Raw genomic sequence first — 26,632 nt, forward strand, 5'->3', positions numbered from 1 at the left:
AAGCACATCGCTGTCGTCGTGAGTTCTGTAATGCCTGTATTATCAATACTCACTCACATCGGCTCCCGCCGACGCATCGCCATCTTCACGGTGGTGATGATGGTGGCATCGATGATGCTCGTCGTCGGGCCGGCAGCAGCGCACAATCCGGCGTGTATAATCCCGGGGCAGGGCAACTCCGACAATCTGTACGACTCCCCGCACTATCCGTACCTCGACAACGACCCGGACCACCCGGAAGATAGTGTCGCGTCGCAGACCGCGTTCGACCACAACCCGAATCTGCGTGACCCGTACAGAGAAAAGAGCTACCACCCTGACCAGGCGAACTCGATTCACAACGAAATCGACGAAGGGAACCTGAACGCACCGCGGAACAGTGGCGAGAACTGCCACGCGAACCCGACCTGATTCTGACGCCCGGTATCCATCCGTTTTTGCGTGCTGTGCCTCGAGAGACGTTACACGTCGAGCAACGGTTTTTCGTCACCGACGGATTCGACCCGTTCTTTGATCCCGCGGAGCATTCCGCGAGTCATCACGAACGCCACCGGGTCGAGCACCGACTGGCTGGCGACCCGAGCAACCGGGTTGTTCGGTAACCGAATTCTCGAACGCACGACGAGCCGAGTCTCCGTTTCGGAGACCGGGTCGAGGACGAACGACCAGACCCACTGCGGTGGTCGTCCCGGCGTCTGAAGGACGAGCGCTCGTTCTGGACTGAAGGCTGCGATTTCGAGGATTGCGTCGGGATATCGTTCGGGGGTTCCGAGTCGGACCGGGTCACCAATCGAGATCGCTTGATACTCGGCGATGATTTCGTCGGCGTTGTGGATGTCGAGACCGACGAGGTTCTCTGCCCACTCGTAACTGTAGAACCCGCCACGCCCCTGTCCGAGTTGTCGAAGCCACGGCCAGATGTCCTCGGGTGGCGCGTCGATGCTGATGGCCATCGTCGATTCGGCGTCGGGTTCCGGAAGCAGGGCGTCACCGGCCAGTGGTCGCCGGACTTCGGTGGGCGTCGCCCCCCAGTTCATCATTCGAGGCCTGACAACCGTCCAGTAGGCGACGCCCGCGAGTGCGACACCAGCGAGTCTGGCGATTCGGCGCGTGGCGTTCGTCCTCGGCGTGGGTTCGGAGTCGGAGGCATCGGGTTGTCGTGTTTCAGCAGAGACTCTGACGTCACTCATCACATTTCACGTGTGAAGTGACGCGGAGTAGCTACTTAGCAACGTAGTCAGATTCCCGACCTCTGAGAGCGCTATTTCTGGATTCTGGCTTTCGAGAGTGTAACGACAGTGCGGTGCTGTCGAACCAAATAATGGCTGAGGGGTACTGTCGAACCAGAGGGCAGTCCACGCCTGTCACGACAGACTGTCCAGTACGTCGCCGAACACGTCGAGCGCCGCCTGCATCTCGTCGGGTGTGCCGCCGAGTGCGATTCTGAACGACTCGGGGTCGTCGAAGAACCTGCCCGGAACGACCAGTACACCAGCATCCCACGCGGCATCGACGACTTCGTCGCCATCGAGTTCGTCGTGCGAGAGAAACGCGAACGTCCCGCCTGCGTGAACTCGCCCCGAGAGCATCGGTCGGTCTGCGACGAACGTCGCCAACTGCTCGTGATTCTTCGAGACTCGCTCGCGGGCGGCAGTCTCGATCGTCTCGCCGTTGTGGAGCGCACGGCGAGCGAGGTTCCGACTGGGTTCGGCAACCGTTGGAAGATATCTCGACACAGTCTGCGCCCGGTCGATGAGTTCTGTGCCGGCGATAATCCACCCAATTCGGAGGCCACCAAGTCCGTAGAATTTCGTCAGCGACCCGAGCGTGACGACGTTCGGGAGTCCTGCTGCAGAGACACCGCCGAACGGCCCGTCCCGTGCCGGGTCGACGAACGGTGCGTACACTTCGTCGACGAGAAGGTGACCACCAGCATCTGCCGTCACTCGTGCCATCTCTGCGAGTTCGGCACGCGACGCGAGGCGACCAGATGGGTTGTGTCGGTTCGTGACGATGGCGTAGGCGAACGAGTCGGATGCTGCAGCGGTGATTCGGTCGGGTTCGATGTCGTAGTCGTACTCCGGTGGGCGAACGAATCGGTCCACGCGCGCATCCAGCGCTTCCGGAACGGCACCCAGCGGTTGGTATCCCGGTTTCTCTGCGAGAACTTGCGGTCGCGGTCGGCTCTCCTCGTCGCTGTCGTCTTCGTCACTCGTGGCGGCGGCGTCGGCCTCGTAGTCGCCCAGTAACGCACTGGCGGCGAGGAAGTTCGCACTCGACGCCCCTGCCGTGACGAGAACGCACGACTCGGGAACGTCGTACCGAGCGGCGAGATGCTGTTCGAGCGTCTCAGTTTCGTCTTCGGGAGCAGGCAGGCCGTCGAGAACAGGTGGAACGATTTCATCGCCGTCACCCGACACGCACAGGTCGCTCGTCGCGAGGTCGTACGTCGCATCGTCGGTACGCCCGACAATCCACTCGAGGTAGGGGATAGGCGGAAACGTCGTCGTCATTGCACACAGTTCGACCCCCCCATGGTAAGTCGTTGGGTGCACGTTGGGCGTGGCGCACTGCGACAGGACGAATTTCGGTGGTGGTCAGCGGTCGTGTGTCGTCTCGGTGGTGGTCAGCGGTCGTGTGTCGTCACTCGTCTGTCGGCGGGGAGAGCGGAAGTGACTCCGACGCACTCCACCATCGGTCGAGTTGTGTCTGTGTCCAGGCCACTGCCGCAGATGAGTCGTTGGAAACGACGCTGAAGATGCGCCCAGACCGATAGGTGACGAGGAGTGCCACTGGACCGGTCGGGAGTTCGACGACGAAAAGCGAGTACGGAAGCGAGTCGATAGAACGCAGCGAGAACGAACCGGTGCCGAGGAGCGTGACGAGTTGCGGTCGGTGCTCGGTGATGAGTTGTTCGACGAGCGCAGAAGTGGCCACGAGACTCACTGCAATGTCGTCGTCGACGATGCGTCTGGAGAATGTCTCGATTTGCGGTTGCGCAGCCGTTCGAACACACCCACGAATCGCCGTTGCTCGGTCGAAAAACGAGGTCAGTCGGTCGAGTGGGCGTTCGTCGTCAGCGGTCTCTGCGACGACGGACCGACTGCCGTCTACCATCACCGGGTCGAACTGCGTGTCGGCCGGCAACGATTCGAACGCGTCTGCGGCGCTGTCAATTTCCGCTAACTGCCCAACGAGATCTGCGTACGATTCGAGAGCCAACCGGCCGAAGAGCGTCGCCCGAGCGGTGCCGTCGACCACCTCGACGAACCCCGAACGTTCGAGTTCACGAAGTCCACGGTCGATCGTGGACCGCGAAACGGAGAGTTCGGCCGCCAATTCGGCAGGTGTTTTCTCTTCGACCGACAGCGCAGCGAGAATCGGCCCCCTCGACTTGAGCACCTCGGACACGTCGCCTGGGTCGAACGCCTCCATATCGGTATACACGGACGCGTTAGTATATAAATTGGTGCAAAATAGTCACATACATATATAAATAAAACATATGTTTATATACTAAAACTCACATGGTGACCGGCCCAGTCGAGGAGTGAGGTAAAGACTGTAGAGAGTCTATGTATGTGCGCCGGGGTGCCTCTGACAACCGGCTACTATGCTCAACCGGGGTGCCCGGTCCGGTTTGGGCTATCGAGGGGGGACAGGACTTCCCCCTTCAACTTTTCAGACGAACTACTGCCTCGACGAGTGACGACGCTGTCTCGACATCTTCGAACCGTGTGAGATGCGCCTCACAGTCACAGTCCGACGACCCGAATCCAGACAGCGCAGCAGTACCGAGTGAATCGGCGACAGCACACTCCACGTCGGTGCCGACGACACAGACTGCGTGGTCGAGTTCGACTGCTGGATACCCGCCGAGGTAATCGACGTGCCAGTGACGGGCATCGTGTTCTCCGGCCGCGACGCGCCGATGCCTGAGTACTCGACGAAGCCCGCCGCTCCCGAAGGCACTCCCCACGTAGACGTACCCACCAGCTTCGAGGTCGAACGTTCCGAGGGCACCGACTTCGGCCGTGATTTCGGGGACACGATAGACGAGTGCGTAGGTCCCACGTGGCGACTGCGTGCCGAGTTTCAGTGGGTCGTCTTCGGTACCGAGCACGTCGGGAGAAATCGAGTGAACAGTCACGACTCTCGGTTCGGGAGAAGCCTACGAAAGTCCGGCGGGCTTCGGTTCGGCGTGGCTCGCGAGTGTGTCGAAGACGTCGAGCGCGTCGGCGCGCATCGGGTATCGACTGTGCACGTCGTCCGGGTCGCGGCCGCGCCCACTGGCGACGCCGACCGCACGGGCAATCGTCTCGTAGTTGTCGCGGACGAGACTGCCGACGAGTCCGGGCATCCCTGCTCGCTCGGCGAGTTCCTCCGCTGCGGCGCGGCCAGCATACACGCGATTCTCAGCGCGGTCTGCGAGAACCATGGCGAAGGGTACCTCGTCGAACTGGGCTTCCAAGAACGCCTGTGCGGCGTCGTCGTACCACGAAATCGCCTCCACGTCGTCGAGTTTTTTCAACGCAATCGCAGCGAGAGAGCAGTATGGGCACTCACCGTCGTAGATGAGGACGGCGTCTACGTCCATATCGTTTCGTCGGCACGCGACGAACAAAAACTGCGCGGCGACCAAAACTTCGCGGCGGAGAAAACTACGTGACGACCCCAACGGCGGAGTGGAAGCGCCGACAGCGTTAGGAGGACGACGTTCGCAGTGGGCGTGTGGACGACATCATCGAATGGCTTCGAGACCGGCCATACTACGAGGGCCAGATTCGGTCTCACCGCCGGTTCGACGCGCGTGACCCCGCGTTCGCCGATATCGACCTCGAACCTCGACTCGCGTCGGCCCTCGAAGCCCGTGGAATCGACCGCCTCTATCGACATCAAACCGAGGCGGTCGACGCGGTTCGCGACGGGAAGAACGTCGTCCTCGCGACGCGCACCGCGAGTGGAAAGAGCCTCGCGTACACCGTTCCGGCGTTCGAACGAGCGATGGACCACGGTGGGCGAACCCTCTATCTCGGCCCGCAGAACGCCCTCGTGGCAGACCAACTCGACACGCTCTCGGAGCTCGCACACGGTCTGGGATTCGGCAGTCGCGTCTCGGTCGACCAGTACACCGGGCGACTCTCGAAGACGGAAAAACGCGACGTGAGAAAACGAATGCCGACGGTCCTGCTGTCGAACCCCGATATGGTTCACTACGCCCTCTTACCGCACGCACACCGCCTGTGGGAGTGGTTCTTCTCGTCGCTGGAGACGGTCGTCATCGACGAAGTACACGGCTATCGCGGGGTGTTCGGCAGTCACGTCGCCTTGCTCCTTCGCCGACTCAAACGCGTCTGCGAGCGATTCGGGTCCGACCCACAGTTCATCTGCTGTTCGGCGACCATCGGAAACCCCATCGAACACGCCGCCCGAATCACAGGCGAACGGGAGGACTCGTTCGCCCTCGTGGACGAAGATACGAGTGGGACAGGCGAGACACACTGGCTCCTGTGGAACCCGCCGGAGTACGAGAACCCCGACGCAGGCGGGTCGGGTCGGCGACGGTCGGCACACGTCGAGACGAAGAATCTCTTCGTCGACCTCGTCGCACGCGGCCACCAGACTCTCGCATTCACCCGTGCTCGACAGGCCGCAGAACGGTACGCGTCCGAGAGTGCGAGCGACCTGCGAAACCGCGGTGAACACGGACTCGCCGGTGAGATTGCGGCGTATCAGGCGGCCCTCACGCACGACCGACGCCGAGAGATAGAGTCGGGGCTCCACGATGGCGACATCAGCGGCGTCTGGAGCACCAACGCCCTCGAACTCGGTGTCGACGTTGGCGGCCTCGACGTGGTTCTCATCGACGGCTACCCGGGCACTCGAATGTCAGCGTGGCAGCAAGCAGGGCGGGCGGGTCGGGGAGACAGACCAGCGCTGGTCGTCCTCGTCGGTGGTGAAGACCAACTCGACCAGTACCTGCTGAAACACCCCGAGGAGTTCTTCGACGGCGACCCAGAGCGGGCAGTCTCCGACCCGGAAAACGACCACCTCTTGCCGAGTCACGTCGCCTGTGCGGCCGCAGAGAACTGGCTCTCGACGGCGGACGACGCGTACTTCGGTGAGTCGTTCCCGAACGTCGTCTCGTCGCTGGAAGACGATGGAACGCTTGCCCGACGGAACACCGAGCACGGAGTTCGCTGGACTCACGACGGCGACGGGAGTCCCCAGCACGCGATGAGTCTCCGAACGATTACAGACAGAGAGATACGGTTGATGGACTCACGTAACGACGAGATAATCGCAAAACTCGCCTTCGACGACGCACTTCGTGACGCCCATCCCGGCGCAATCTACCACCATCAGGGCCAGACCTACGAAGTCGCAGACCTGGATTTAGACCGCGACGTGGCACGCCTGCAACCCACGTGGGCAGACTACTACACGCGCGTGCTCCACGACAAACACATCACCGTCGAACGCGACATTCTCTCGAAACCGTTGTCAGCACGGTCAGACGTGGAGGTTCGGTTCGCAGAGATTACGATGCGAAAGCAGATTACCGGATTCGAGCGACGCGACCCAAAGCGCGGGACGACGCTCGGCCAACAACTGCTCGACGTGCCGGAGACGACGTTGCGGACGAAAGCGCTCTACTTCACCGTGCCCGGTGACGTGGAGTCGGAGATGCGTGAGATGGGTGGCGACTACGGGTTCAACGGCGGCATTCACGCTGCCGAGCACGGGATGATTTCGCTCTTCCCGCTGACCCTCCTGTGTGACCGTGGCGACATCGGTGGCCTCTCGACACCGTACCACACACACACCGAGCAATCGACCATCTTCATCTACGATGGCCACCCCGGTGGTGTCGGGCTGACCCGCGCTGGCTACGACATCGTCGAGCGATTGATGCGGCAGACTGCGGCACTCATCGACGACTGCGACTGCGAAGACGGCTGTCCGTCGTGTGTGCAGTCGCCGCAGTGCGGAAACGCCAACGACCCACTCGCCAAAGAGACGGCAGTGGCGTTGTTGGAGTCGTTGACGGGGATGGGTTCGGAATCGTAACTGACGACTGCTTACTGACGCAACGACAACACCGTGCCGCCGTGGCACGTGTACCGGCCTCCGAAGACACCAGTTCCACTGACCTCCGCGACGACTCTGACCGCACACTCCGTCGGAGGCGTGTCGTCGGGGCTGAACCAGAGGTCGAGGTTGACGTTGTCGCGGCCAGCGTCACCGAGGTTAGCGAGTTCGACGATTGGCGTGCCGTCGGCCATCCGAGAGAACGTCGCCGATGGGCCGAAGACGTCGCCGTCGAGTCCGAGTGCGATTGGTCTCGGACGCTCGGAGTCGTCTGAGAGGGCAGTGACAGAGACGGACATCGATTCGACGCGTGTTTGCTTCCGGTGCCACAGCGTGAGTTGGAGCGGCGTCTGGCCGGTGGCGACGCCCCCGTGCGTTCGGAAGGTTGCGGTTGCGATGGGGTCGTTCTGCGGGCCGAAGTGGAGATGTGTCTCGAAATCGTCCGACTCGACGACCGGTGTGATGACGGTCGGAGAGAGCTGTCCGAGACAGCCCGTGACCGAGACGAGGCCGCCGAGTGCGAGACTGTGGAGGAAATTCCGTCGATTCATCACGACCTGATAGTCATCTGAAGAGAAATACATGTGTGAGACACAAATGAGCGTGTGTGAAACGGTGTCGCACAGCGATTGCTGCGAAGATATCGACTGTCTGAACCGTCCTGTCGCGGACCAACAGGTATTTTTGGCTCGCCTAAATCCATACAGACGATGGAACCGGACATCTGCGTCGTCGTACCCACCATCCGCGAATACGAGTGTATGCGGTCGTACTTCGACAACGCCCGCGCACACGGATTCGACCTCGACCGGCTGTTCGTCCTCCTCGTGACGGAGGACTTCTGCGACACCGAGGGGATGGCGGCGATGCTCGACGACGAAGGCGTCGCTGGCGCAGTTTTCGACGAGTCGGCACGCGAAGAGTGGTACGCAACAGAAGGAATCGAGGAGTTCTCTCATCTCGTCCCGGCGGCGAGTCACGCCCAGACGAGTTTTGGCTTGCTGTACATGTGGGCCCATCCCGAGTACGACTACGGCGTCTTCATCGACGACGACACCCTCCCGCACGACGAGTGGGACTTCTTCGGCCGACACATGGAGAATCTCCACCGGACCGACGAAGTGGAATCTGTGTCGAGCGACGAGCAGTGGGTGAACGTCCTCTATCAGAACGCCGACGAACACGGGCTGTACCCCCGCGGCTACCCCTACTCGGCGATGCACGAGACGGTCGAAACCGGCACTCACGAACTCCGTGACGTGGTCGCGTCGCAGGGCCTCTGGACGAACGTCCCCGACCTCGACGCAGTCCGCATTCTGATGGACGGTGATTTGGAGGGACAGGCACAGACGCGAACCGACTTCGACGATTTCGACGGCGACTTCGTCGCCGAACCCGGCCAGTATCTCACCGTCTGCTCGATGAATCTCGCGTTCAAACGCGAAGTCATCCCCGCGTTCTACCAGTTGCCGATGGACGACAACGAGTGGGACGTCGGCCGATTCGACGACATCTGGTCGGGCGTCTTCCTCAAACGCGCCGCCGACGTACTCGGCAAGGATATCCTGACTGGCTATCCCCTCTGTGAGCACAACAAAGCCGCACGACCCACGTTCGACGACCTGAACAACGAGGTTCCGGGCCTCGAACTGAACGAACATCTCTGGGAAGTCGTGGACGACGTCGGCGACGATGCAGATTCGTACGCAGACGCATTCGAAGCGATGGCAGACACACTCGCCGATGGCGACTGGTCTGACTATCGAAACGGCGAGTTCTTCAACTACGTGGGCGAGCATATGCAGTCGTGGCTGGACTGCCTGGACCAACTGGCGGCCCCCCGTGTGGCGGTCCCTGCTGACGACTGAGACGCTCTCTGTCCGCTTTCTCGAGGGTCGGAACCAATCGGTAGATATAAATGTTTTAGGGCGGCCTAAATCTATATATGGAAGACCACGACCGGGAGCCTCGCGGCCACGGTCGTCGCCGGTTCATCGCGACGGCGACGGCACTCGGCCTCGGCTCTCTCGCCGGTTGTACCGGGCTCGGTGGCGTCGAAACGGAGACCGAAACCGACACCGCGGATGGTGGCGATTCGGTCGGTCAAATCGGGTCTGGACGATCGCCATTTGGCGACCGTGAGTTGTCCGGCGGCGTCTCGATTACGGAGATGCCGGACCTCTCTGGGGAACTCACACTCTACTCCGGACGCGGTGAAGCCCTCGTCGGCGAACTCATCTCTTTCTTCGAAGAGTACTACGACGACTTCACCGTCCGCCCACGATACAACTCGGCGGCCGAACTCGTCAACCAGATACTCACCGAAGGCGAAAACAGCCCCGCAGACGTGTTCTTCTCCGTCAACGCCGGGGCGCTCGGCGCGCTGAAAGACGAAGGCCGGACGCAGACGCTCCCGACCGACGTGTTAGACCTCGTACGCGACGAATTCCACGACCCCGACGGCCAGTGGACCGGAACGTCAGGTCGCGCGCGAACCATCCCGTTCAACACCGACCAGTTCGCCGACTCCGACATCCCAACCGACATCATGGCGTTCCCCGAGACCGAAGCGTTCCGTGACAACATAGGGTGGGCACCCACCTACTCGTCGTTCCAGGCGTTCATCACCGCGATGCGCGTCCTCGAAGGCGAGGAGGCCACGAGAGAGTGGCTTCAAGGCATGCAGGACCTCGGTGTCAGCGAGTACAACGACGAATTCCTCGTCGCACAGGCCGTCGCGGACGGCGAAATCGGTGCAGGATTCGCGAACCACTACTACATCCAGCGCATCCTCGCCGGACGGCCAAACGCCCCGCTCGCGACCGCGTTCACCTCGGGCGACGCTGGCTCTATCTTCAACGTCGCTGGCGCGCTCGTCCTCGACACGGCGAACGATTCGGAGCTCGGTGCAAACTTCGTTCGTCACCTGCTCTCTGCGGAGGCACAGGACTACTTCGCGCGGACGACGTTCGAATACCCGCTCGTCTCTGGCGTCGACCCAATCGGGGAACTCCCGCCTATCGACGACCTCAACCCACCAGAAGGGCTGGACCTGACGCAACTGTCCGACCTCGAAGGAACCGTGCGACTCTTGCGTGAGGTGGGCGTGCTTTAGGGTGAATCACTGATGGCCACAGAACAGCAGACGAAGACTGGCGATGGCGAGGAGCAGTCACCACTCGGACTGACCGTCGCGAGCGCCGCTGTCGCCGCCGCCGTCATCGTCCCGCTGTTGTGGCTCGTCAAGTCGGCACTCGAAGTCGGATTCGCAGAAGCAGTCGCACTCGTCACCCGACCGACGACGGTCGAGGTGCTGTTGAACAGTACGGTCCTCGTCGTTCTCGTCACCGCCGCGTGTATCGCTCTCGGCGTGCCGCTGGCGTACATCACGGTTCGGACCGACCTCCCGTTCAAGCGCTTTTGGACCATCGTCATCGCGCTCCCACTCGTCATTCCGAGCTACATCGGTGCCTTCGCGTTCGTCTCGGCGTTCGGGCCGCGCGGCATCTTTCAGCGCCTGCTTGCGCCGCTCGGTGTCGACTCACTTCCGGAAATTTACGGCCTTCCCGGAGCGGTTTTGGTGTTGACGCTCTACACGTACCCATACGTGTTCATCACCACACGTGCCGCGCTGAAGTCGATGGATACCACGCTCATCGACGCCGCGCGGACACTGAACCACACCCGCTGGGAGGCGTTCAAGCGGGTGACCGTCCCGCAGATTCGCCCGGCAATCGCGGCGGGGAGTCTGCTCGCTGCGCTCTACGCGCTCTCTGACTTCGGGACGCCCGCCATCATGAAGTTCGACGCGTTCACTCGCGTCATCTACGTCGAGTTCGGATCGTTCGGTCGCGACACTGCGACGTTGTTGTCGCTCCAGCTCGTCGCCGTGACCCTCCTCATTCTCACGCTCGAATCGCAGATTCGGGGTGACGAACGAACCACGACCGGTGGTCGGTCGGGGAGCGTGATGGAACTCGGCCGCTGGAAATACCCCGCAATTGGATTCGCTGCCCTCGTCGCCACCGTCGCGCTCGTCGTTCCGCTGGGCATCCTGCTCACGTGGTTCGCACAGGGCGTCGCGGAGACGAGTCAGTCGCTCTCGTTCCAGCCAGAGTACGCGCTCAACTCCGTGCTCGTCGCGGCGGCCACTGCCGGCGCGGCAACCGTCGCCGGACTCCCTGTGGCCTATCTCGCTGCACGCCACCCCTCGCGAGTGAGTTCCGTGTTCGAGCGAGCGACGTACGTCGGCTATGCGGTTCCGGGCGTCGTCCTCGGACTCGCGCTCGTCTTCTTCGGCAGTTCCTACGCGACACCCATCTACCAGACGCTCTATCTCCTCGTCTTCGCCTACGTTATCCGCTTCCTCCCGCAGGCAGTCGGGTCGCTCCGTGCGTCGTTCCTCCGCGTCGACCCTGCGTTACCGGAGGCGGCACGAACGCTCGGGGAGACACCATCCGGAGCGTTCCGGCACGTGACGCTTCCACTCGTCGCACCCGGGCTTCTCGGCGGTGCTGCGCTCGTCTTCCTGACCACGATGAAGGAACTGCCGGCGACGCTGCTGCTGCGCCCGTCTGGGTTCAAAACGCTCGTAACGCACATCTGGACGGCTTACGCGGCAGGATACTTCGGGCAGGCCGCGGTGCCTGCGCTCATCCTGCTGTTCGTCTCCGGGCTGTCGATGCTCGTCATCATCACCCAAGAGGGATACGATGTCAAATAGTACACTTTCCACCACTGAACGCTCGCCCAATCACACGAACTCTCGGTCCGAGACTGACTCCGTCCTCGAACTCGACGGCGTCTCGAAAGCCTACGGGACAGAGACGGTCATCGACGACCTCTCGTTGCGCGTCGAAGACGGTGAAATTCTCACACTGCTCGGCCCCTCTGGGTGTGGAAAGACGACGACGCTCCGTCTCATCGCCGGCCTCGACCACCCTGACGGCGGCGAGGTCCGACTGAACGGGAACGTCGTCTCGGGCAACGGTTCGTTCGTCGCCCCCGAAGAACGCGGCGTCGGCGTCGTCTTCCAGGAGTTCGCGCTGTTCCCACATCTCACCGCCGCAGAGAACATCGCCTTCGGCCTGAAGGACCTCGACAAAGCCGAACGCGACGCGCGCGTGAAGGAACTACTCGACCTCGTCGGCCTCGAGACCCAGGGCAAAAGCTATCCGGACGAGCTCTCAGGTGGCCAACAACAACGAGTCGCCCTCGCCCGGTCACTCGCACCTGAACCGTCGATTCTGCTCCTCGACGAACCGTTCTCGAACCTCGACGTGGACCTTCGCGTCCAGATGCGCGAAGAGGTCCGCCGAATCCTCAAAGAAGCGGGTGTGACCGCCGTCTCGGTCACCCACGACCAGGAAGAAGCGATGTCCATCTCGGACCGCGTCGCCGTCATGAACGATGGTGACCTCGAACAGATTGGGGAACCCGAACAGGTGTTCCAGCACCCAGAATCACGGTTCGTCGCCGGCTTCCTCGGCTACGCTGGATTCCTTCCCGGCCGCATCTCGGGAGAGGTCGTCGAGACCGAACTCGGACCGGTATCCCGCGAACAGATTCACGGACTCGCGCCCGAGTACGACGAGACCGACATCGACATCCTCGTCCGCCCCGACGACGTGTCCGCCCACGCCTGTCAGGACGGGACCAGTGGACACGGAAACGTCATCGGCAAGCGGTATCTCGGCCCGACCATCCTCTACGAAGTCGAACTCTACGGCGGCGACACCCTGTTGTGTATGCACAACCACGACGAGACGGTACCGACCGACGGATGCGTCGAGGTGACTCTCGACGCTGGGCACGAACTCGCGTGGTTCCCGCGCGAACAGCGCCCTGAAACCGGACTCTACTCGGACTGATAATGGGGCGGCGCGGCTCTCGACTCTCCGACATCGACCTCGATTTCGACTTCTCGTTCAGTTTCGACCTCGCCAGCTCGCTCGACTTCGACCGGCAGCGAACGCGACGACGCGCAGTTGCGCTCGTCGTCTCACTGCTCGTCGGCCTCGTCGTGACGTGGGTCGCAGTCGACCTCTTTCCGTACCACTCCGTCAACGACGACGAAGGCGTGTATCTCACACAGGCCGCGATGCTTCTGGAGGGCAAACTGTTTCTGTATCCCGGTGCGCTCTCAGAGGCCGTCAGACCGTGGTTCTTCGTCGTCGAAGAGACGGCCAGTGCGCCCGGCGACGTCCAGATGTACTCGAAGTACGCACCCGTCGTCCCGGCGCTGTTCGCACTCGGCCTCGCAGTGGGGCTTCCAAATCTCGTCTTGGGTGCTGTCGCCGCTGCGAACGCAGGGCTCGTTTACACGCTCACTGCAGACGTGTTCGACCGGCAGACTGGCGCGATTGCGGCGGGGCTTCTCGGTCTGTCGCCGCTGTTCGTCTTCACGTCTGGGGCCTTTCTCGCGTACGCTCCCGCGACGATGTTCAACCTCGCGTTCGCCGTCTGTTACGTTCGGGCAGCACGACGTGATTCGTCGGGGTACGCCGTCGTCGCTGGCGCGTTCGTCGGTATCGCGTTCTTCGCCCGCCCCTACACGGCCGTGTTGTTCGCCCTTCCCTTCATCGGCCATTCGCTGTGGGCACTCACGAACGCGTGGCGTGCCGGGACCGGATGGCCCGTCTTCCGTCGGTACGTCGCGATTGCGCTCCCCGGACTCGCGTTCGTCGGCCTGACGCTCGCGTACAACGCCGTCGTCACCGGCGACCCGCTCACGTTCCCGTACATCGCCTTCGCCCCGGAGGACGGCATCGGATTCGGGCGACGGGAGATACTCGGCTACGGCATCGTCTTCACACCGGCGATTGGGGTGGCGACGACACTCGACGCACTCAGATTGCTCCTGACGCGATGGGGGCCGATGGGGTGGGCTGGCACCGTCGCCGCCGCGGTTGGCCTCGGACTCACAGGTCTGCGATGGGTGCGCTTCAAGACCGGTCGGGGTCTCCGCGGACGCGACAGACGTCGATACCACGGCCTCGGCGCCCGTGGGCGAGCGTCCGCAGAACTCTCCGACGACGCGCTGGCGGCCATCTTCGTCGGCCTCTTCGTCTCCGTATTCGCCGGCAACGCCTTCTTCTGGGGGACGCACAACGGCCTCCGAAACGGCCTCATCAACCTCCTCGGCCCGTTCTACCACTTCGACGCACTCGTCCCACTCGTCATCTTCGGGGCGGCCGGAATCGTCGGCGTTACCCGGTTACTGCGACGTTTCGCTCACGGCCGGTTCTCCGCCTCGGAGGCCCGTGGCGTCGTCTTTTCGGTCTTGCTCGTCTCCGCGCTCGTTGCCGGCGGTATCACCCTCGACGCTGCCGCCGATCCCTACGACGAAAACCACCTCCGAACTGAGAACTTGGCGGCGACGTACGAACCGCTCATCGACGCAGGGTTCGAAGACCCACCGCTCACACTGTCGATTCCGGGTGCCAGCGGTGACTCCTCGAAGGCGCTCGTCTTCCACCCAGACCCCTACGGCGACTGGTCGGCCCACCCGTTCCAGACCATGCGAAACGACCCCGGATTCGACGGGCCAGTCGTCTACGCCATCGACGACGGAGCAGAACAGGACTTCACCGTCCTCGACGCGACGAATCGGACCCCGTATCGGTTTACCTATCAAGGTCGGTGGACCGGCGCAGTCGACCCAGTCGAACCGGAACTGACCCGTCTCGACGTGTTGTCCGGCGACCGGGTCGATGCGACGACGACGCTCGGTCGGCCAGCGGGGAGTAACACGGTCTCTGTCCGCGTCGAAACCGAGTCTGGATACGCCCGCTACGACGCGCCAATCGAGGACGAACTCGTAATCGACTGGTCGATTTCGGCAGACGGGGTTTCAGTGACGAACCTGCCGCAGGCCGCAGGGCCCGAGCACCTGTCGGTTCCGTCGGGTGCAAGTGAGGTCGACCTCATCGTCACCTACGTCGGCGACTATGGCGAGACAGTAACCTACCGGCAGACCGTCGCTGTCGAGCGCTCCGGCGACGAGGTTCGCGTTATCTGGCCGCCAGAGACTCGCGTGTGCCGACTGACGACCGACTGCGGAACCGAAGGCGAGTGGGTCGGTCCCGACGGCGACTATCTGCCGGGAGTGGCGGTGGAAACAGATGCAACCACCGCTTGAGCCCTCGTAAACCCTGATTTTGGCGTGTTCCTAACTAGTCAGGTATCGCCGATATACAGTGAGATAGCGTCCATCAGGTCGTAATGACGTACAATCCCGACCGACGGACGGTCCTCAAGACAGTTGGAAGCGCAGGTCTGTTCCTCGCAGCAGGCGGTATCGGTGTGGCGAGCGCGAAACCGCCACGCGATGGACCGACTATCGTCGATATCGCGTCAGGTGACGACCGGTTCGATATTCTCGTCGCTGCAGTCGTCGCCGCCGGACTCGACGGCGCATTGAGCGGCAACCGACAGCTAACAGTGTTCGCGCCGACTGACGATGCGTTCGTGGCCCTCTTCAGCGAACTGGCCGGGGCACACCTGAGCGAACACGATATCCTCGACGCTATTGAGAGCGGAAACCTGCCCGCTGGCTTGACCCTCGATGACGTGACGAACATCCTCCTCTACCACGTCGTCCCCGGTCGGCGCAAGGCGAAGTCCGTCCTGCCGGTGCCGAAACTGCCAACGCTGAACGGCGCGAAAATCGCCGTTGACGGGGGCGAACTGAACGATGGGCAAGCGACTATCGTCATCACGGACATCATGGCGTCGAACGGCGTCATCCACGCCATCAACGGCGTGTTGCTGCCGTAGTCGCACCCGAACCTCCACATCCCTGCTTTTTGGTCAGTCGAACGCGAGAAGCATCGCGACTCGTCGGCCTCGTCGTCGCCATCGTCGTCGCCGAGTTGCTGTTTCTCGTTGTGCCGTCGAGTCCGGTTTCCACGATTCCGGTGCTGGTCAGGATTCAGTCGGAGCGAGACGAGTGACCGATGAAACGTGGGACCGCCTTACTGGCTGACCACATCGGAGACCACACCAACACACCCGACCAGCACGAACCCGAGTGAGGTCAGTCTGACCACTGCTTCGAAGTCACTCTGGGCACGGAGCGACTGCTGGGCGGCCATCGCCGTACCACTGGGTAGGTGTCCACTGGTAGAAACCCACCCAATCACCCCCAGAATGAGGAGCACCCACGCGACGGTCTTCCTCGTCTTTGGCTGAACCATGTCGGCAGGTCACGAGACGTGATGATACGTGTTTTGGCGGAGGTGTAGCCGGTCTGAAAAGACGGTCTTCGACACGGGAGGAATGAGAGACGGCCGTACTTTTATATGCCAGAGCGGGGCCACGACCACCTACGATGTAGCAGCGAGAGACGGCAAAATGAGAGACCGGTGATTTGGAGCGGTGGAGGAGCGAGTGCCTACGGTTCGCGTCGCCAGACGATGGCCTGTCCGTTGTCGAGTTCGACCTCGGTCGATTCCGCGACACCGGGCGCGACGAGCGCCGGTTCCCACCCGTCGGTGGGGATGTCGGGTGCGTTCTCGTCTTCGGCGGCGTCCGCGGCGAGATAGTCGGGCGAGATTCCGACCGGGACGCCCTCCATGTTTGCGGCGAACAGCAACTGCTCTGTTCCGTCTGGAGAGGTACGGAACCCGTAGTAGAGGACCGTCCCGTCGGTCGGATGTCGATAGGTGAAGTAGTCGTCGTCCGCGTCGAGGTCAGCGAGCAACCACGGTCGGTCGTGACGGAACTCCCGAGTCTGCAGTCTGTACGCAGACCGTTCGTCGTCCTGTGCGTCGTGCCAGTGACTCAGGTTGGCGAACTCGTGGACGTCGCGCATCCACGCGTAGCCGTAGGCTTCGAGGTCCGCAGCAGACAGGTCGTCACCGAGCGGTTGCTCCATCGCAGAGAGCATCTCCGCCATCACGTCGAGGTCGTAGTCGGTCGCGCCGACTGTCGACGAGAGCGCGTTCATGAACGTCAGCAGTTCTTCTCGCGAGTCGAATCCGAGCTCCTTCACGCGATCGAAGAACCGGTCATCTTCGAAGTCCTCGTCGCGCACCTGCCAGTAGAGGAACTTCGACTCGTCGGAGACCACTTTGACGTTCCACGTCGGGTCGGTGTCCCGAATGAAGCCCCACGGCGCACGCATGTTGGCGTGGACGAAGTCCATCGGAACACCCGGCAAGAAGCAGTGGAACAGCATCGACGACGCGGCGTTGTCGTAGGCTTCGTCCAGCGTCTCCGGGTAGTCGTCGCCGAGGTAGGGGTTCACCGGTGACTGATTGAACTCCACCGTCGGGTCGATTTGCGTTCCTCGGCGGACGGTGTCGTGGTTGGCGACGCCCGTCAACCAGTTGCCACCGAACTCGCCGACTTCGCGGGCGCGCCACCACTTCGTCGCCCAGAACGTGAGGAGCGCTGGCGTGTTGTGCGCGAAGGTGATAGGCGACCACTGGAACGAGTGCGGGTGCTGTTCGATGAGCGCCCGGTACGACGACGCGAGTTCCCAGTCTTCGCGCGGCCACGGGCGACCGTCTTCGTAAATCATCCACGGTCGGTACTCCGTGCCGGCGACTTCCTGCGTCACGCGGTCCATCTCAGCGAGGAAGTCGTCGTCGTGGTACATCTCTCCGGATTCCTCGTCGTACGACGTGAAGTCCTGTGCACCGTCGACGCGGATGCCGTCGGCACCGAAGTCCATCTTGCGGCGCTGCATTTCGAGGAAGATAGCGCGTGCAGTCGGTTCGGTGTAATCGAGGTGTTTGCCGTACATCCCCGGGCCGAGGATGTAGCGGTCGTTGAGGAGTTCAGCGCCGCGATCGTCGGCGTGGCCGAGTGCCACGTCGAAGACGACTTTGATGGGTCGCGGCAGGTCGTGGCAGGCGGCGATGAAGTCCACGAGTTCGTCGGGGCGGCCGGTTTCGAGGATGGCCGGGTTCGGCGCGGAGAAGGCGCTCACGACGATGTCGTAACCCCAGTTAATCATCTCCGGGCGAGCGACTTCGACGGTTACGCTGTCTCCGGCCTCGAATTCGACCGACCAGAAGTCGTGTTCCTCCTCGTTCTCGGTCAGCGGTTCGACGGGCATCACCTGAATGCCGTCGTAGCCAGCGAAGGCGCGTTCCCACGGTTCGAGCGGTTCGTCGACCCGCTGTTTCGCCGCGATGTCTTCGTAGCGTTCGGCGAGTCCAGCGAGTGACCCGCGTTCTGTCGCAGTGCCGGGATGAATCTCCAGCATACTCGTCGCGGGGTCGATTCGCGGCAGGCCATCGTCGTCGGTCGTCGAGACTCGCTCCTCGTCGGTTCCGAGTGCTTCGAAGTACTCGCGGTCGGCGCGCGTCTCGTCGAGGACGCCAACGTCGTACACTTCTGCAGGCGCGAACGCGCCGAACGGGACCGAGTACGAGACAGGGTCCTGAATCGTGTGTTCGTCGCCGTCGTCGTCCTCGTAGACGAGTTGGTAGAGCGACCCGAGCGTGTCTCGCGTACCCGCGCGGACGCCCTCGACAACCGCCCAGTGATACTCACCGACGCGTTTCGTCGGGATTCGGTCGCGCTGGAACGTGACCTCACGGTGGTCGGTTTCGGCAGGGTCGGTGTCAGCGAGCGGCGTCAGCAGTTCGAGTTCGACAGCGTCTGCAGGAATCTCGTCGTCGACGAGTTCGGGTGTCCAGAAGCCAAATTCGACGGCATCGCCCTCCGGGGAGACGTGTGCGCCGAGTCGTTCTGACAGTTCTTTCGCGGCCTCGAAGGTGTCGCCGTGGTTCGAAACGACCGTCTCGTGCCACGAGACGAGGTCGTCGGTGCGGTCGGTCAGGAGTGTCGGGGTGCCATATTTCGTGCTCATCGTGGGGTGGAGTCGAACGGAAGGGAGCGGGTAGTCGAGTGGTGCTTACGCGAGTGGGCAGATGACCACGTCGTCGACGCGGATGCCGCCCTCGGCAGCGACTGAGTCGCCGGAGATGACGTTCGTCGAATCGACGGCGAGGTCACCAACGTCGACCGTGACAGGGTCGTCACCGAAGTTCAGCGCGCAGAGATACGACCCGTCTTCGTGTTCACGGACGAACGCGACGACGCGGTCGGAGTCTGCCTCGTAGTCGATTCGGCGGAACTGGCTCCCGCCGTTTCGGAGTGCCGGTGTCTCGTTTCGAACCTCGATGAGGCGCTCGTAGTGGTCGCGAATGTCGTCGCGAGCGTGTTTCCAGGCGAGCGCGTCGCGGCGTCCACGCTGGCCAATCTCTTGACCGCCGTAGACCATCGGCACACCGGGGAGCGTAAAGAGCGCACCTGCGGCGGCCATCGCCTCGGATTCGCCGCACTCGACGATGTAGCGCGTCTCGTCGTGATTTTCGAGATAGAGCATGAACGCCGCGTGGTCGGGAAATCCGACTTCAGTCCGTTGTTCGATGGCGTCGAGGATGCGCGCTGCGGGTTCGTCACCCCGGCCGACCTGCCGGAGCGTGAAGTACAGCGTCGTATCGAAGTGCATGTCGAACATGCCATCGTGGAAGTCGGCGATGTACGGGATGGTCTCGTCCAACAGAAGGAACTCTGAGTCCTTCGATTTGACGCGGTCGTGGACCTCCTGCCAGAACGTGTCGGGGACGGCCCACGCCATGTCACAGCGGAATCCGTCGACGACGTCCGCCCACATGTCGACCGCATCGAGGAGGTAGCGTCGAACGTCGAGATTTCGGTGGTCGAAGTTCGCGATGAACTCCCAGTCGAAGTAGGTTCCCGGTTCGCCGTTGTCTTGCCATTCGTACCAGTCGTAGTACTCCGAGTCGGGATTCTTGTAGGCGTCTTTGAAGAACGGGTGTTCGCGCGCGGAGTGGTTGAGAACGAGGTCGAAGAGGACTCTCATGCCGTGGTCGTGGGCGGCCTCGACGAACTGCTCGTAGTCGTCTCGGGTGCCGAGGTCCTCCGCGATATCGTAGAAGTCAACGATGTTGTAGCCGTGCGGCGCGTGGTCGTTCTGCAGGACGGGCGTCAGCCACAGACAGTCGACGCCGAGCGATTCGAGGTAGTCCAGTCGTTTTTCGAGCGCTTCGAACGTGGTCTCTGCGTCGTCGTCGTCAGAGGCGTAGCCACGAACGTAAATCTCGTAGAGCGTCACCTCCTGGGCCCACGCCGGCGGGTCGTTCGGGCGCGAGACGGAGACTGCCGACCCGGAGCCGTCTGTGTGGCCGGTCACGTCGGTTTCGGGTTCTGCGAGCCCACCGTCGGTGATGGCATTGCGCTCGACGACGACGGAGTCGGGAACACTGTACGTCTCGTCGATAGCAACGGCGTGGACACGGAGGCGGTCACCGATAGCCGAAAGCGGGACGCGAAGTTCCCAGCCCTCGGTTTCGACGGCCGACTCGTCGACGTCGTCACGGTCGTCAACGAGGAACTCGACGACCAGGTCGTCGCGGTCGGTCTCACTGTTCGGGTTGGGGTGTGGGTCTGCACGAACGACGACAGTGTCGGCTTCGACGGTGGCGTCGAGACGAATGCGCGGGCGACCACCCTCGCCGCGCTGGGCCTCACCTGCGCCACTTCCCGACCCGGATGCGCCGCCGCTGAACTGCATCGGACGAGCAGAACCGCTCTGTCCGCTGTAGCCGCTCATTCCGCTCATGCCGCTAGACCCGCTTCGGACGGAGCCTGCCGGGAGGTACGCGCCGGGGAACACGCGGACCGTCAGCGTGTGAGTCCCGTCGGGTGCGTCGAGTTCGAGTACGTACCTTCCGGCGACGTCGGGGTCGAACTGGACGACAGATTGGTCGGTCGGGAGTTCGAGACTACTCGCGTCGGGAGCAGTGTGGACACGCCACGTGTAGGTGTCGTCGGGTTCGGGGTCGCGCGGCGCGAGTTGTACCGATTCACCGACAGCCATGAACTGCGGTGGGCCTGGATGATGCATATGTACACTGAACGTACCCCGTGACTTTGTATTTACTCCCGTGAGAATTCTTGTTTAGTCCGCAGACGGCTGCTACCTCGTCGTCATAAGCAACACGAAAGTTTACTAAGAATAGAGGTAAGATAGGTGATGAGCGGCCAATACTTATGGTCCGGGGCGAATGTCTACCTCTATGCGACTTCGGACCGCGTTAAACGAATTCAAGCGTGACCGGGGGGGACGCTTTCCAGAGGAGTGTCAGACCTCGGATGGCGCGTTTTCGGGGCATGGGGACCGACTCGTCTACGTCGGCCTCAATGGGTCTCTCCGCGATTACTCATCTTCGCTCTCCGGCCTCTATGGAATCGACCGCTCACGGTTCGGTATCGAGACGAACGGCGAGACGCACTGGTTCGACGAGTTCGAATCTGTCCGCCAACACTACTACCGGGAGACGAGTCTCGTCGAAACCGAGTACGACGCTGGCGAATACACTGTCCACCAGTACGACCTGACGCTCGGCCGCGCGCACGTCACACACGTCGAACTCCGTGGAGCGATTCCGACGGATGCGCACCTCACCGCGTTTCTCACCCTCGCTCCAGAAGGCAGAGAGACGCAGGTCGGCCGTCTCATCCACGAAGATGGTGGCCCGGACGGAACACAGGCCGTCGAGGTGTTCCACAGAGACGAACACGACTACGTCACCGCATCGACCGGTCTCGACGACGTTCGCGGACAGATTCCCGAGCGATTCGACGAGATGCTGTCGGACGACGTGTTCGACTTCCCCCGAGAAGCGGTGCTCCAGAGCTACGAAGATACACACCTGTCTGGCGACGTCGTCGTCAGCGCACCGCTCGACCAGCACGGCCGTGCCGCGCGGACGACACTCGTCACCCAGTTGTCCGACCACAGCGAAGTCGAGCGCTCGGACGCGCTCGCAGACCTCCAGCACTGTGCGAACCGACACGCCACGGCAGACGAACTTCGCGCTGCCGCGCGCGAGCGCGCAGAAGTGTTCGTCCCCGAGGGGACACCCCGCGAACGAATCGTTCGGGCAGACCTTCGCGCGCTCTCGCTTCTGACCGCACCCAGCGGTGCACGAATCGCCGGCCCCGAGTTCGACCCATTCTTCGCACACTCGGGCGGATACGGCTACACGTGGTTCAGAGATGACGCGGAGATTTCGCAGGCGCTCGCACACGCGGACGACGCCTTCGGACTCGACATCTCTGACCGTCTCGCGTCGAGTGCAGCGTTCTACTGCAACTCGCAGTTAGAAGACGGGACGTGGCCACACCGCGTGTGGGCCGTCGATGGCAGCATCGCACCCGGATGGGCACACGGCCGCGTCGAAGGCGCCGGCGACAACGAGTATCAGGCCGACCAGACGGCGAGCGTGCTGGCGTATCTCGCGAGTCACCTCACGGAGCGACGTGGCGAACTCGACGACGAACTCGTCGGCCGGATTCGGTCGACCATCGCCGCAGGTATCTCAGGGCTCGACAGCAGTCTCGAAGACGACGGGCTCCCCACGAACTGTCAGAACGCGTGGGAGAACATGGGTGGACGGTTCACCCACACCGCCGCAACGTTCCTGCAGGCCTACTCGACTGTTGCCGCCGCACCGCTCAACCCAGAGCTGTGTGAGCACGCCCGCGAGCAGGCGACTGCCGTCTACGACGGCCTCGACGAACTGTGGTCCGACGAGCGCGAAGTGTACGGACTTCGCCTCGACAAACACGGCGCTCTCGACGAACGCCTCGACTCTGCGACGTTCGCACTCGTCGACGCGATGGACGCCTACGCCGACATCGAGGAAGTCGACGACAAGACGGCGACCCGTCTCGTCAAACACATGGCGGCGACGCTGAAAGGACTCTACCGAAACCCCCGTGGCCCCGTTGCCGGGTTGGTGCGGTTCGAAGACGACTACTGGCGCGCCGGCGACCAGGACGGCGAGAAGGTCTGGTCCGTCTCCACTGCGTGGGGAGCGAACGCCGCCGCCAAGTTCGGCATCTTCTGTGACCGCATCGGAAAAGACGGCCGCCGGTTCATCGAGCGTGCGACGAATCTCTACGAACTGATTCAACCCGACGGACCGCTCACGACCGACGCTGGCTACCTCGCAGAACAGGTGTTCGACGACGGGACGTTCGACAGCGCCACACCGCTCGGCTGGCCCCACGCCATCCGCATGGAGACGACGGCTATCCTCGCGGAAATCGACGCGCTTCCGGCACCAAAGCCCGCACCGACCGGCCCCGAGAACCGGCCGCGGTGGACGACCGGCGAGAAGTACGGTATCGGAACCGTCGCAGACCACGGGACCGAAGACCCCTCGCGCCTCTGGTACACGCTGACCGAAGGCGCGCTCACCGAACTTCGCTTCCCGCGAGTCGACCTGATGAACCTCCGGACGCTCGACTTCCTCGTCGTCGACGCCGACCCGAAAGCCGAGTATACGGCGCGAACGCACAACGAGACGCGGCGTGACGACCACGCTGACACCGTCGAACGGCGGGCCGAGATCGCCGAGGAAGACGCCCTCATCTTCAGGCACGTCATCACCGAGACTGGCGACGGCCGAGGCCACGAGTGGAAACTCACCGTCGAGTACAGTATCGACCCCGAACACGACGCGATGCTCGCGGACGTCCAGTTCGAAGCGTTCGACGACAGCGAGTACGAACTGTACACCGTCGCCGACACGGCACTCGCAAACACCGGCACGAAAGACCGAGGAATTCGACTCGGCCAACTCGGGAGTTACCACCTCGTCGCCCGCGACGCCGGCGCGTTCGACGCTGGTGACGGCCGCGAAACCCTCCTCATCAACGAAGAGGGCCAGGAGTACAGCGTCGCAATCGCGCTGACGACTGCCGGCCGATTCGAGTGGGCAACCGTCGGTGTCGCCGGGTCGAAGTATCTCGCAGAGTTCTTCTCGAAGGGCGAACTCCCGGCCCCACAAGAACGCATCGACGACGAAAACGTCGTCCTCGTCGGGCGAATCGGAACCGGTGCCGACCTCTCTGAGACGCTGGCACTCGGCTTTGCGGAACACGCCGACACCGCCGCCGCACTCGGTGAAGCCGCCGGTGCACTCACCCGTGGCTACGAGACGGTCCGCACCGCCTACGCCGAGACGTGGGACAACTTCCTCGCCGACAAAGAACTGCCAGCGTCGGTTGCGTCCGACGCAGCCCTCGCTGCGCAGTACAAGACGTGTCTGATGAGTCTCCGAGCAGTCGAAGACAAGACGTTCCTCGGCGCAGGTATCGCGTCGCCCTCTGTCCCGTGGGGCGAAGTGGTTCCCGCAGAAGAGTCGAAGGGATACGGCTATAACTTCGTCTGGTCGCGTGACCTCTACCAGGTGTTCACCGTCTTCGAAGCAGTGGGTGACATCGAGACGTCTATCGACGCGCTGGAGTACATCTACACGAACCAGCAGGACGACCGAGGGTTCATCCCACAGAACACCTACCTGAACGGACGGACCCGCTGGGGTGGCGAACAGATGGACAACATCTCGTTCCCGCAGGTGATGGCCTACATGCTTCAGGAGAACGGTGTGAGCTTCGACGACGTTGCGTACGACTACGTCAACGTCCAGCGCTCTGCCAACTACGTGGCCCGGAACGGCCCGCCGACCGCACAGGAGCGATGGGAGGAAGAAGCAGGCTACTCGCCGTCGTCCATCGCGGCCGAAATCGCGGGGCTGGCCTGTGCAGCAGCTGTCGCACTCGACGAAGGCCACGACGAAGACGCACTGGTCTGGCTCGCACTCGCCGACGACTGGACCGCACGCGTCGACGACTGGACGGCGACGCGAACGGGGACTGACCGGCACAAACACACGCCGTACTACGTCCGCATCACCCGAGACGGTGACCCGGACGCCGGCCACCTTCGGACACTCGCGAACAACGGGCCGACGCTCGACGAGCGCGAGGTCATCGACGCCGGATTCCTCGAACTGACTCGGCTCGGTATCAAACCAGCCGACGACGACGTGATTCGGAACTCCCTGAAGGAAGTCGACGAGACGATTCGCGTCGATACACCACACGGCCCAGCGTTCTACCGATACAACGGCGACGGCTACGGTGAACGCGAGCGCAACGAAGAGGGTGCGCCGTGGTCGATCGACGCCAAAGGGAAGGGCCGACTCTGGCCCATCTTCACCGGCGAGCGCGGTGAGTACGAACTCGTCGCCGGTACGTCGGACGGCGAACTCGCCCCAGCGAATCTCCTACGGACGATGGCGTCGTTCGCCAACTCCGGTCGAATGCTGGCCGAACAGGTGTGGGACCGTGAACACTCGACGGACTACAACTGGGAGTTCGGCGAAGGGACCGGCAGTGCGACGCCGCTCGCGTGGTCGATGGCGCAGTTCGTCCGCCTCGCACACGGCGTCGATGCCGGCGAACCAGTCGAAACGCCCGCGTTCGTCCGTGACCGCTACGTCGAGCGTGACCGCCCATCGGGGCCGAGTCTCCGTGTGAGCACGCGCTTCAAAGGAGACAAACTCGTCGTCTCCGGGCAGACTGACGCGGCCGTCGTCGCGGTGAAGACACCCGGTGAGACGACGCTGGTCGAACCCACGAAGGAGACGTTCGAAGTCGAAGTCGCAATCGAATACGGTGAAAATCAGGTGACCGTCGCAGCAGCGACGGACACTGACCTGACGAGCGCAGGGACGACTGTCTCACGCTTTACGCTCTAAGCGACCAGTCTGCGTGAGTGAATCGAGACGCGTCACCTGAACGCCCGGTGGTCGGACGGGACGACTCCGCGTTTCGACCGCCGTTCCCGACTGCCTGAGGAACACGAGTGTGTTCCCGACTGGCTGCGTGACACCAGTCGGCGTTCGAGACGTTCAGGGAAAACGTGCAAAATAATTAAGGTATACCATCAGGAACGTTGGTGCGCCGCGACAGCGATCGTGGCGACCAACGACAATCGGCCGTATCCGACAGCCAACCCGAATTCCATTCGGCCGAGTGTTGCCCTTGCACACCCGCGCGGTTCGTGCCATAGAATTTCCGCGCGGGTCGATTCACGACGTGAGCGACGGCTATGCTTCGCCACCTCGCATTCGTGTTGTTCGGACGAATACATCCGGACGGATACGTCCAGATTCGCCAACACGTCTATTCTCTCTGGAGACGAACAGTGGCGTATGCCGGTCTACCAGCGTCGAACTCGCGTCGCTGCCCCGTTGGAACGAGTCTGGGAGTTCCACTCCGATATCTCGGGGTTAGAAGCCCTCACACCGGAGTGGATGGGCCTCGAAGTCGGTGCCGTTCGAACTCCCGACGTCGATGACGAGACTGGTGAACTCGTCGTTGGAACGGAAATCGAGCTGTCGATGCGTCCGTTCGGTGTCGGTCCGCGCCAGCAGTGGGTCTCGCGTATCATCGCCCGTGAAGAACGCGAGACTACGGCGTGGTTCCGCGACGACATGGTCGGTGGACCGTTCCGCAAGTGGGTCCACACGCATCGCTTTGCGGCCGATGGGGACGAGACGATTATCGAAGACCGAGTGGAGTACGAACTTCCGCTCGGTCCACTCGGGGGGGTGGCGGGGGTCTTCGGTGGAGTCGGGTTAGAGCCCATGTTCCGTGACCGGCACAAACGAACGAAACTGGCGGTAGAAGACTGATTTTC

At 62.7% G+C, this 26,632-nt stretch carries 20 protein-coding genes; 11 read left to right on the forward strand and 9 right to left on the reverse strand.

Annotation, left to right across the window (positions count from 1 at the left end; translation table 11 throughout):
• Positions 1–30 precede the first annotated feature (30 nt).
• Complete coding sequence (locus ACK3SC_RS09495; protein ID WP_416839873.1) at positions 31–411, forward strand: hypothetical protein; 381 nt, start codon at positions 31–33, stop codon at positions 409–411.
• 50 nt (positions 412–461) lie between these two features.
• On the opposite strand, the gene ACK3SC_RS09500 is transcribed toward ACK3SC_RS09495, so the two are convergent.
• The 5 genes from ACK3SC_RS09500 to ACK3SC_RS09520 form a co-directional block, all read right to left on the reverse strand.
• Positions 462–1,190 (reverse strand): hypothetical protein, encoded by a 729-nt coding sequence (locus tag ACK3SC_RS09500; protein ID WP_416839874.1) that lies wholly within the window; start codon positions 1,188–1,190, stop codon positions 462–464.
• A 174-nt stretch (positions 1,191–1,364) separates the two neighbouring features.
• A complete protein-coding gene (locus ACK3SC_RS09505) occupies positions 1,365–2,513 on the reverse strand; it encodes a pyridoxal phosphate-dependent aminotransferase (RefSeq protein ID WP_416839875.1) in 1,149 nt (382 codons plus the stop codon).
• Positions 2,514–2,643: 130 nt separating this feature from the next.
• Complete coding sequence (locus ACK3SC_RS09510) at positions 2,644–3,435, reverse strand: helix-turn-helix transcriptional regulator (protein WP_416839876.1); 792 nt, start codon at positions 3,433–3,435, stop codon at positions 2,644–2,646.
• A gap of 238 nt (positions 3,436–3,673) precedes the next feature.
• Positions 3,674–4,150: a GIY-YIG nuclease family protein gene (locus tag ACK3SC_RS09515; protein WP_416839877.1), complete on the reverse strand. Its 477-nt coding sequence runs from the start codon at positions 4,148–4,150 to the stop codon at positions 3,674–3,676.
• A gap of 21 nt (positions 4,151–4,171) precedes the next feature.
• Complete coding sequence (locus tag ACK3SC_RS09520) at positions 4,172–4,597, reverse strand: DCC1-like thiol-disulfide oxidoreductase family protein (protein ID WP_416839878.1); 426 nt, start codon at positions 4,595–4,597, stop codon at positions 4,172–4,174.
• A gap of 134 nt (positions 4,598–4,731) precedes the next feature.
• Between ACK3SC_RS09520 and ACK3SC_RS09525 the strand changes: the two genes are divergently transcribed.
• On the forward strand, positions 4,732–7,071 hold the full coding sequence (locus tag ACK3SC_RS09525) for a DEAD/DEAH box helicase (protein ID WP_416839879.1): 2,340 nt from the start codon (positions 4,732–4,734) through the stop codon (positions 7,069–7,071).
• 11 nt (positions 7,072–7,082) lie between these two features.
• On the opposite strand, the gene ACK3SC_RS09530 is transcribed toward ACK3SC_RS09525, so the two are convergent.
• Positions 7,083–7,643 (reverse strand): hypothetical protein, encoded by a 561-nt coding sequence (locus ACK3SC_RS09530; RefSeq protein ID WP_416839880.1) that lies wholly within the window; start codon positions 7,641–7,643, stop codon positions 7,083–7,085.
• Between the two features lie 159 nt (positions 7,644–7,802).
• Here ACK3SC_RS09530 and ACK3SC_RS09535 point away from each other — a divergent pair, with 159 nt between their 5' ends.
• The 7 genes from ACK3SC_RS09535 (at position 7,803) to ACK3SC_RS09565 (ending at position 16,046) form a co-directional block, all read left to right on the forward strand.
• A complete protein-coding gene (locus ACK3SC_RS09535) occupies positions 7,803–8,960 on the forward strand; it encodes an alpha-1 4-glucan-protein synthase (protein WP_416839881.1) in 1,158 nt (385 codons plus the stop codon).
• A 77-nt stretch (positions 8,961–9,037) separates the two neighbouring features.
• Complete coding sequence (locus ACK3SC_RS09540; protein ID WP_416839882.1) at positions 9,038–10,207, forward strand: iron ABC transporter substrate-binding protein; 1,170 nt, start codon at positions 9,038–9,040, stop codon at positions 10,205–10,207.
• A gap of 12 nt (positions 10,208–10,219) precedes the next feature.
• Positions 10,220–11,815 (forward strand): ABC transporter permease, encoded by a 1,596-nt coding sequence (locus tag ACK3SC_RS09545; protein WP_416839883.1) that lies wholly within the window; start codon positions 10,220–10,222, stop codon positions 11,813–11,815.
• A complete protein-coding gene (locus ACK3SC_RS09550) occupies positions 11,805–12,962 on the forward strand; it encodes an ABC transporter ATP-binding protein (protein WP_416839884.1) in 1,158 nt (385 codons plus the stop codon). Before ACK3SC_RS09545 ends, ACK3SC_RS09550 begins: the two co-directional genes overlap by 11 nt.
• 2 nt (positions 12,963–12,964) lie before the next feature.
• Positions 12,965–15,232, forward strand: coding sequence for an ArnT family glycosyltransferase (locus ACK3SC_RS09555; RefSeq protein WP_416839885.1), 2,268 nt, complete (start codon positions 12,965–12,967; stop codon positions 15,230–15,232).
• An 83-nt stretch (positions 15,233–15,315) separates the two neighbouring features.
• Positions 15,316–15,870, forward strand: coding sequence for a fasciclin domain-containing protein (locus ACK3SC_RS09560; protein WP_416839886.1), 555 nt, complete (start codon positions 15,316–15,318; stop codon positions 15,868–15,870).
• A 29-nt stretch (positions 15,871–15,899) separates the two neighbouring features.
• Positions 15,900–16,046, forward strand: coding sequence for a hypothetical protein (locus tag ACK3SC_RS09565; protein ID WP_416839887.1), 147 nt, complete (start codon positions 15,900–15,902; stop codon positions 16,044–16,046).
• Positions 16,047–16,067: 21 nt separating this feature from the next.
• Here ACK3SC_RS09565 and ACK3SC_RS09570 read toward each other — a convergent pair whose 3' ends face one another.
• The 3 genes from ACK3SC_RS09570 to malA form a co-directional block, all read right to left on the reverse strand.
• Positions 16,068–16,289: a hypothetical protein gene (locus ACK3SC_RS09570; RefSeq protein WP_416839888.1), complete on the reverse strand. Its 222-nt coding sequence runs from the start codon at positions 16,287–16,289 to the stop codon at positions 16,068–16,070.
• A gap of 197 nt (positions 16,290–16,486) precedes the next feature.
• Positions 16,487–18,916 carry a glucosylglycerol hydrolase gene (gghA, locus tag ACK3SC_RS09575; RefSeq protein ID WP_416839889.1) on the reverse strand — a complete coding sequence of 810 codons (2,430 nt, stop codon included), beginning with the start codon at positions 18,914–18,916 and terminating at the stop codon, positions 16,487–16,489.
• A gap of 45 nt (positions 18,917–18,961) precedes the next feature.
• On the reverse strand, positions 18,962–20,980 hold the full coding sequence (malA, locus tag ACK3SC_RS09580; RefSeq protein WP_416839890.1) for an alpha-amylase MalA: 2,019 nt from the start codon (positions 20,978–20,980) through the stop codon (positions 18,962–18,964).
• Between the two features lie 172 nt (positions 20,981–21,152).
• Between malA and ACK3SC_RS09585 the strand changes: the two genes are divergently transcribed.
• Positions 21,153–25,688, forward strand: coding sequence for a glycoside hydrolase family 15 protein (locus tag ACK3SC_RS09585; protein ID WP_416839891.1), 4,536 nt, complete (start codon positions 21,153–21,155; stop codon positions 25,686–25,688).
• 456 nt (positions 25,689–26,144) lie between these two features.
• A complete protein-coding gene (locus tag ACK3SC_RS09590) occupies positions 26,145–26,627 on the forward strand; it encodes an SRPBCC family protein (protein WP_416839892.1) in 483 nt (160 codons plus the stop codon).
• Positions 26,628–26,632 lie beyond the last annotated feature (5 nt).

The sequence above is a fragment of the Haloferax sp. DFSO52 genome, from assembly GCF_048158745.1.
Taxonomy (GTDB): Archaea; Halobacteriota; Halobacteria; order Halobacteriales; family Haloferacaceae; genus Haloferax.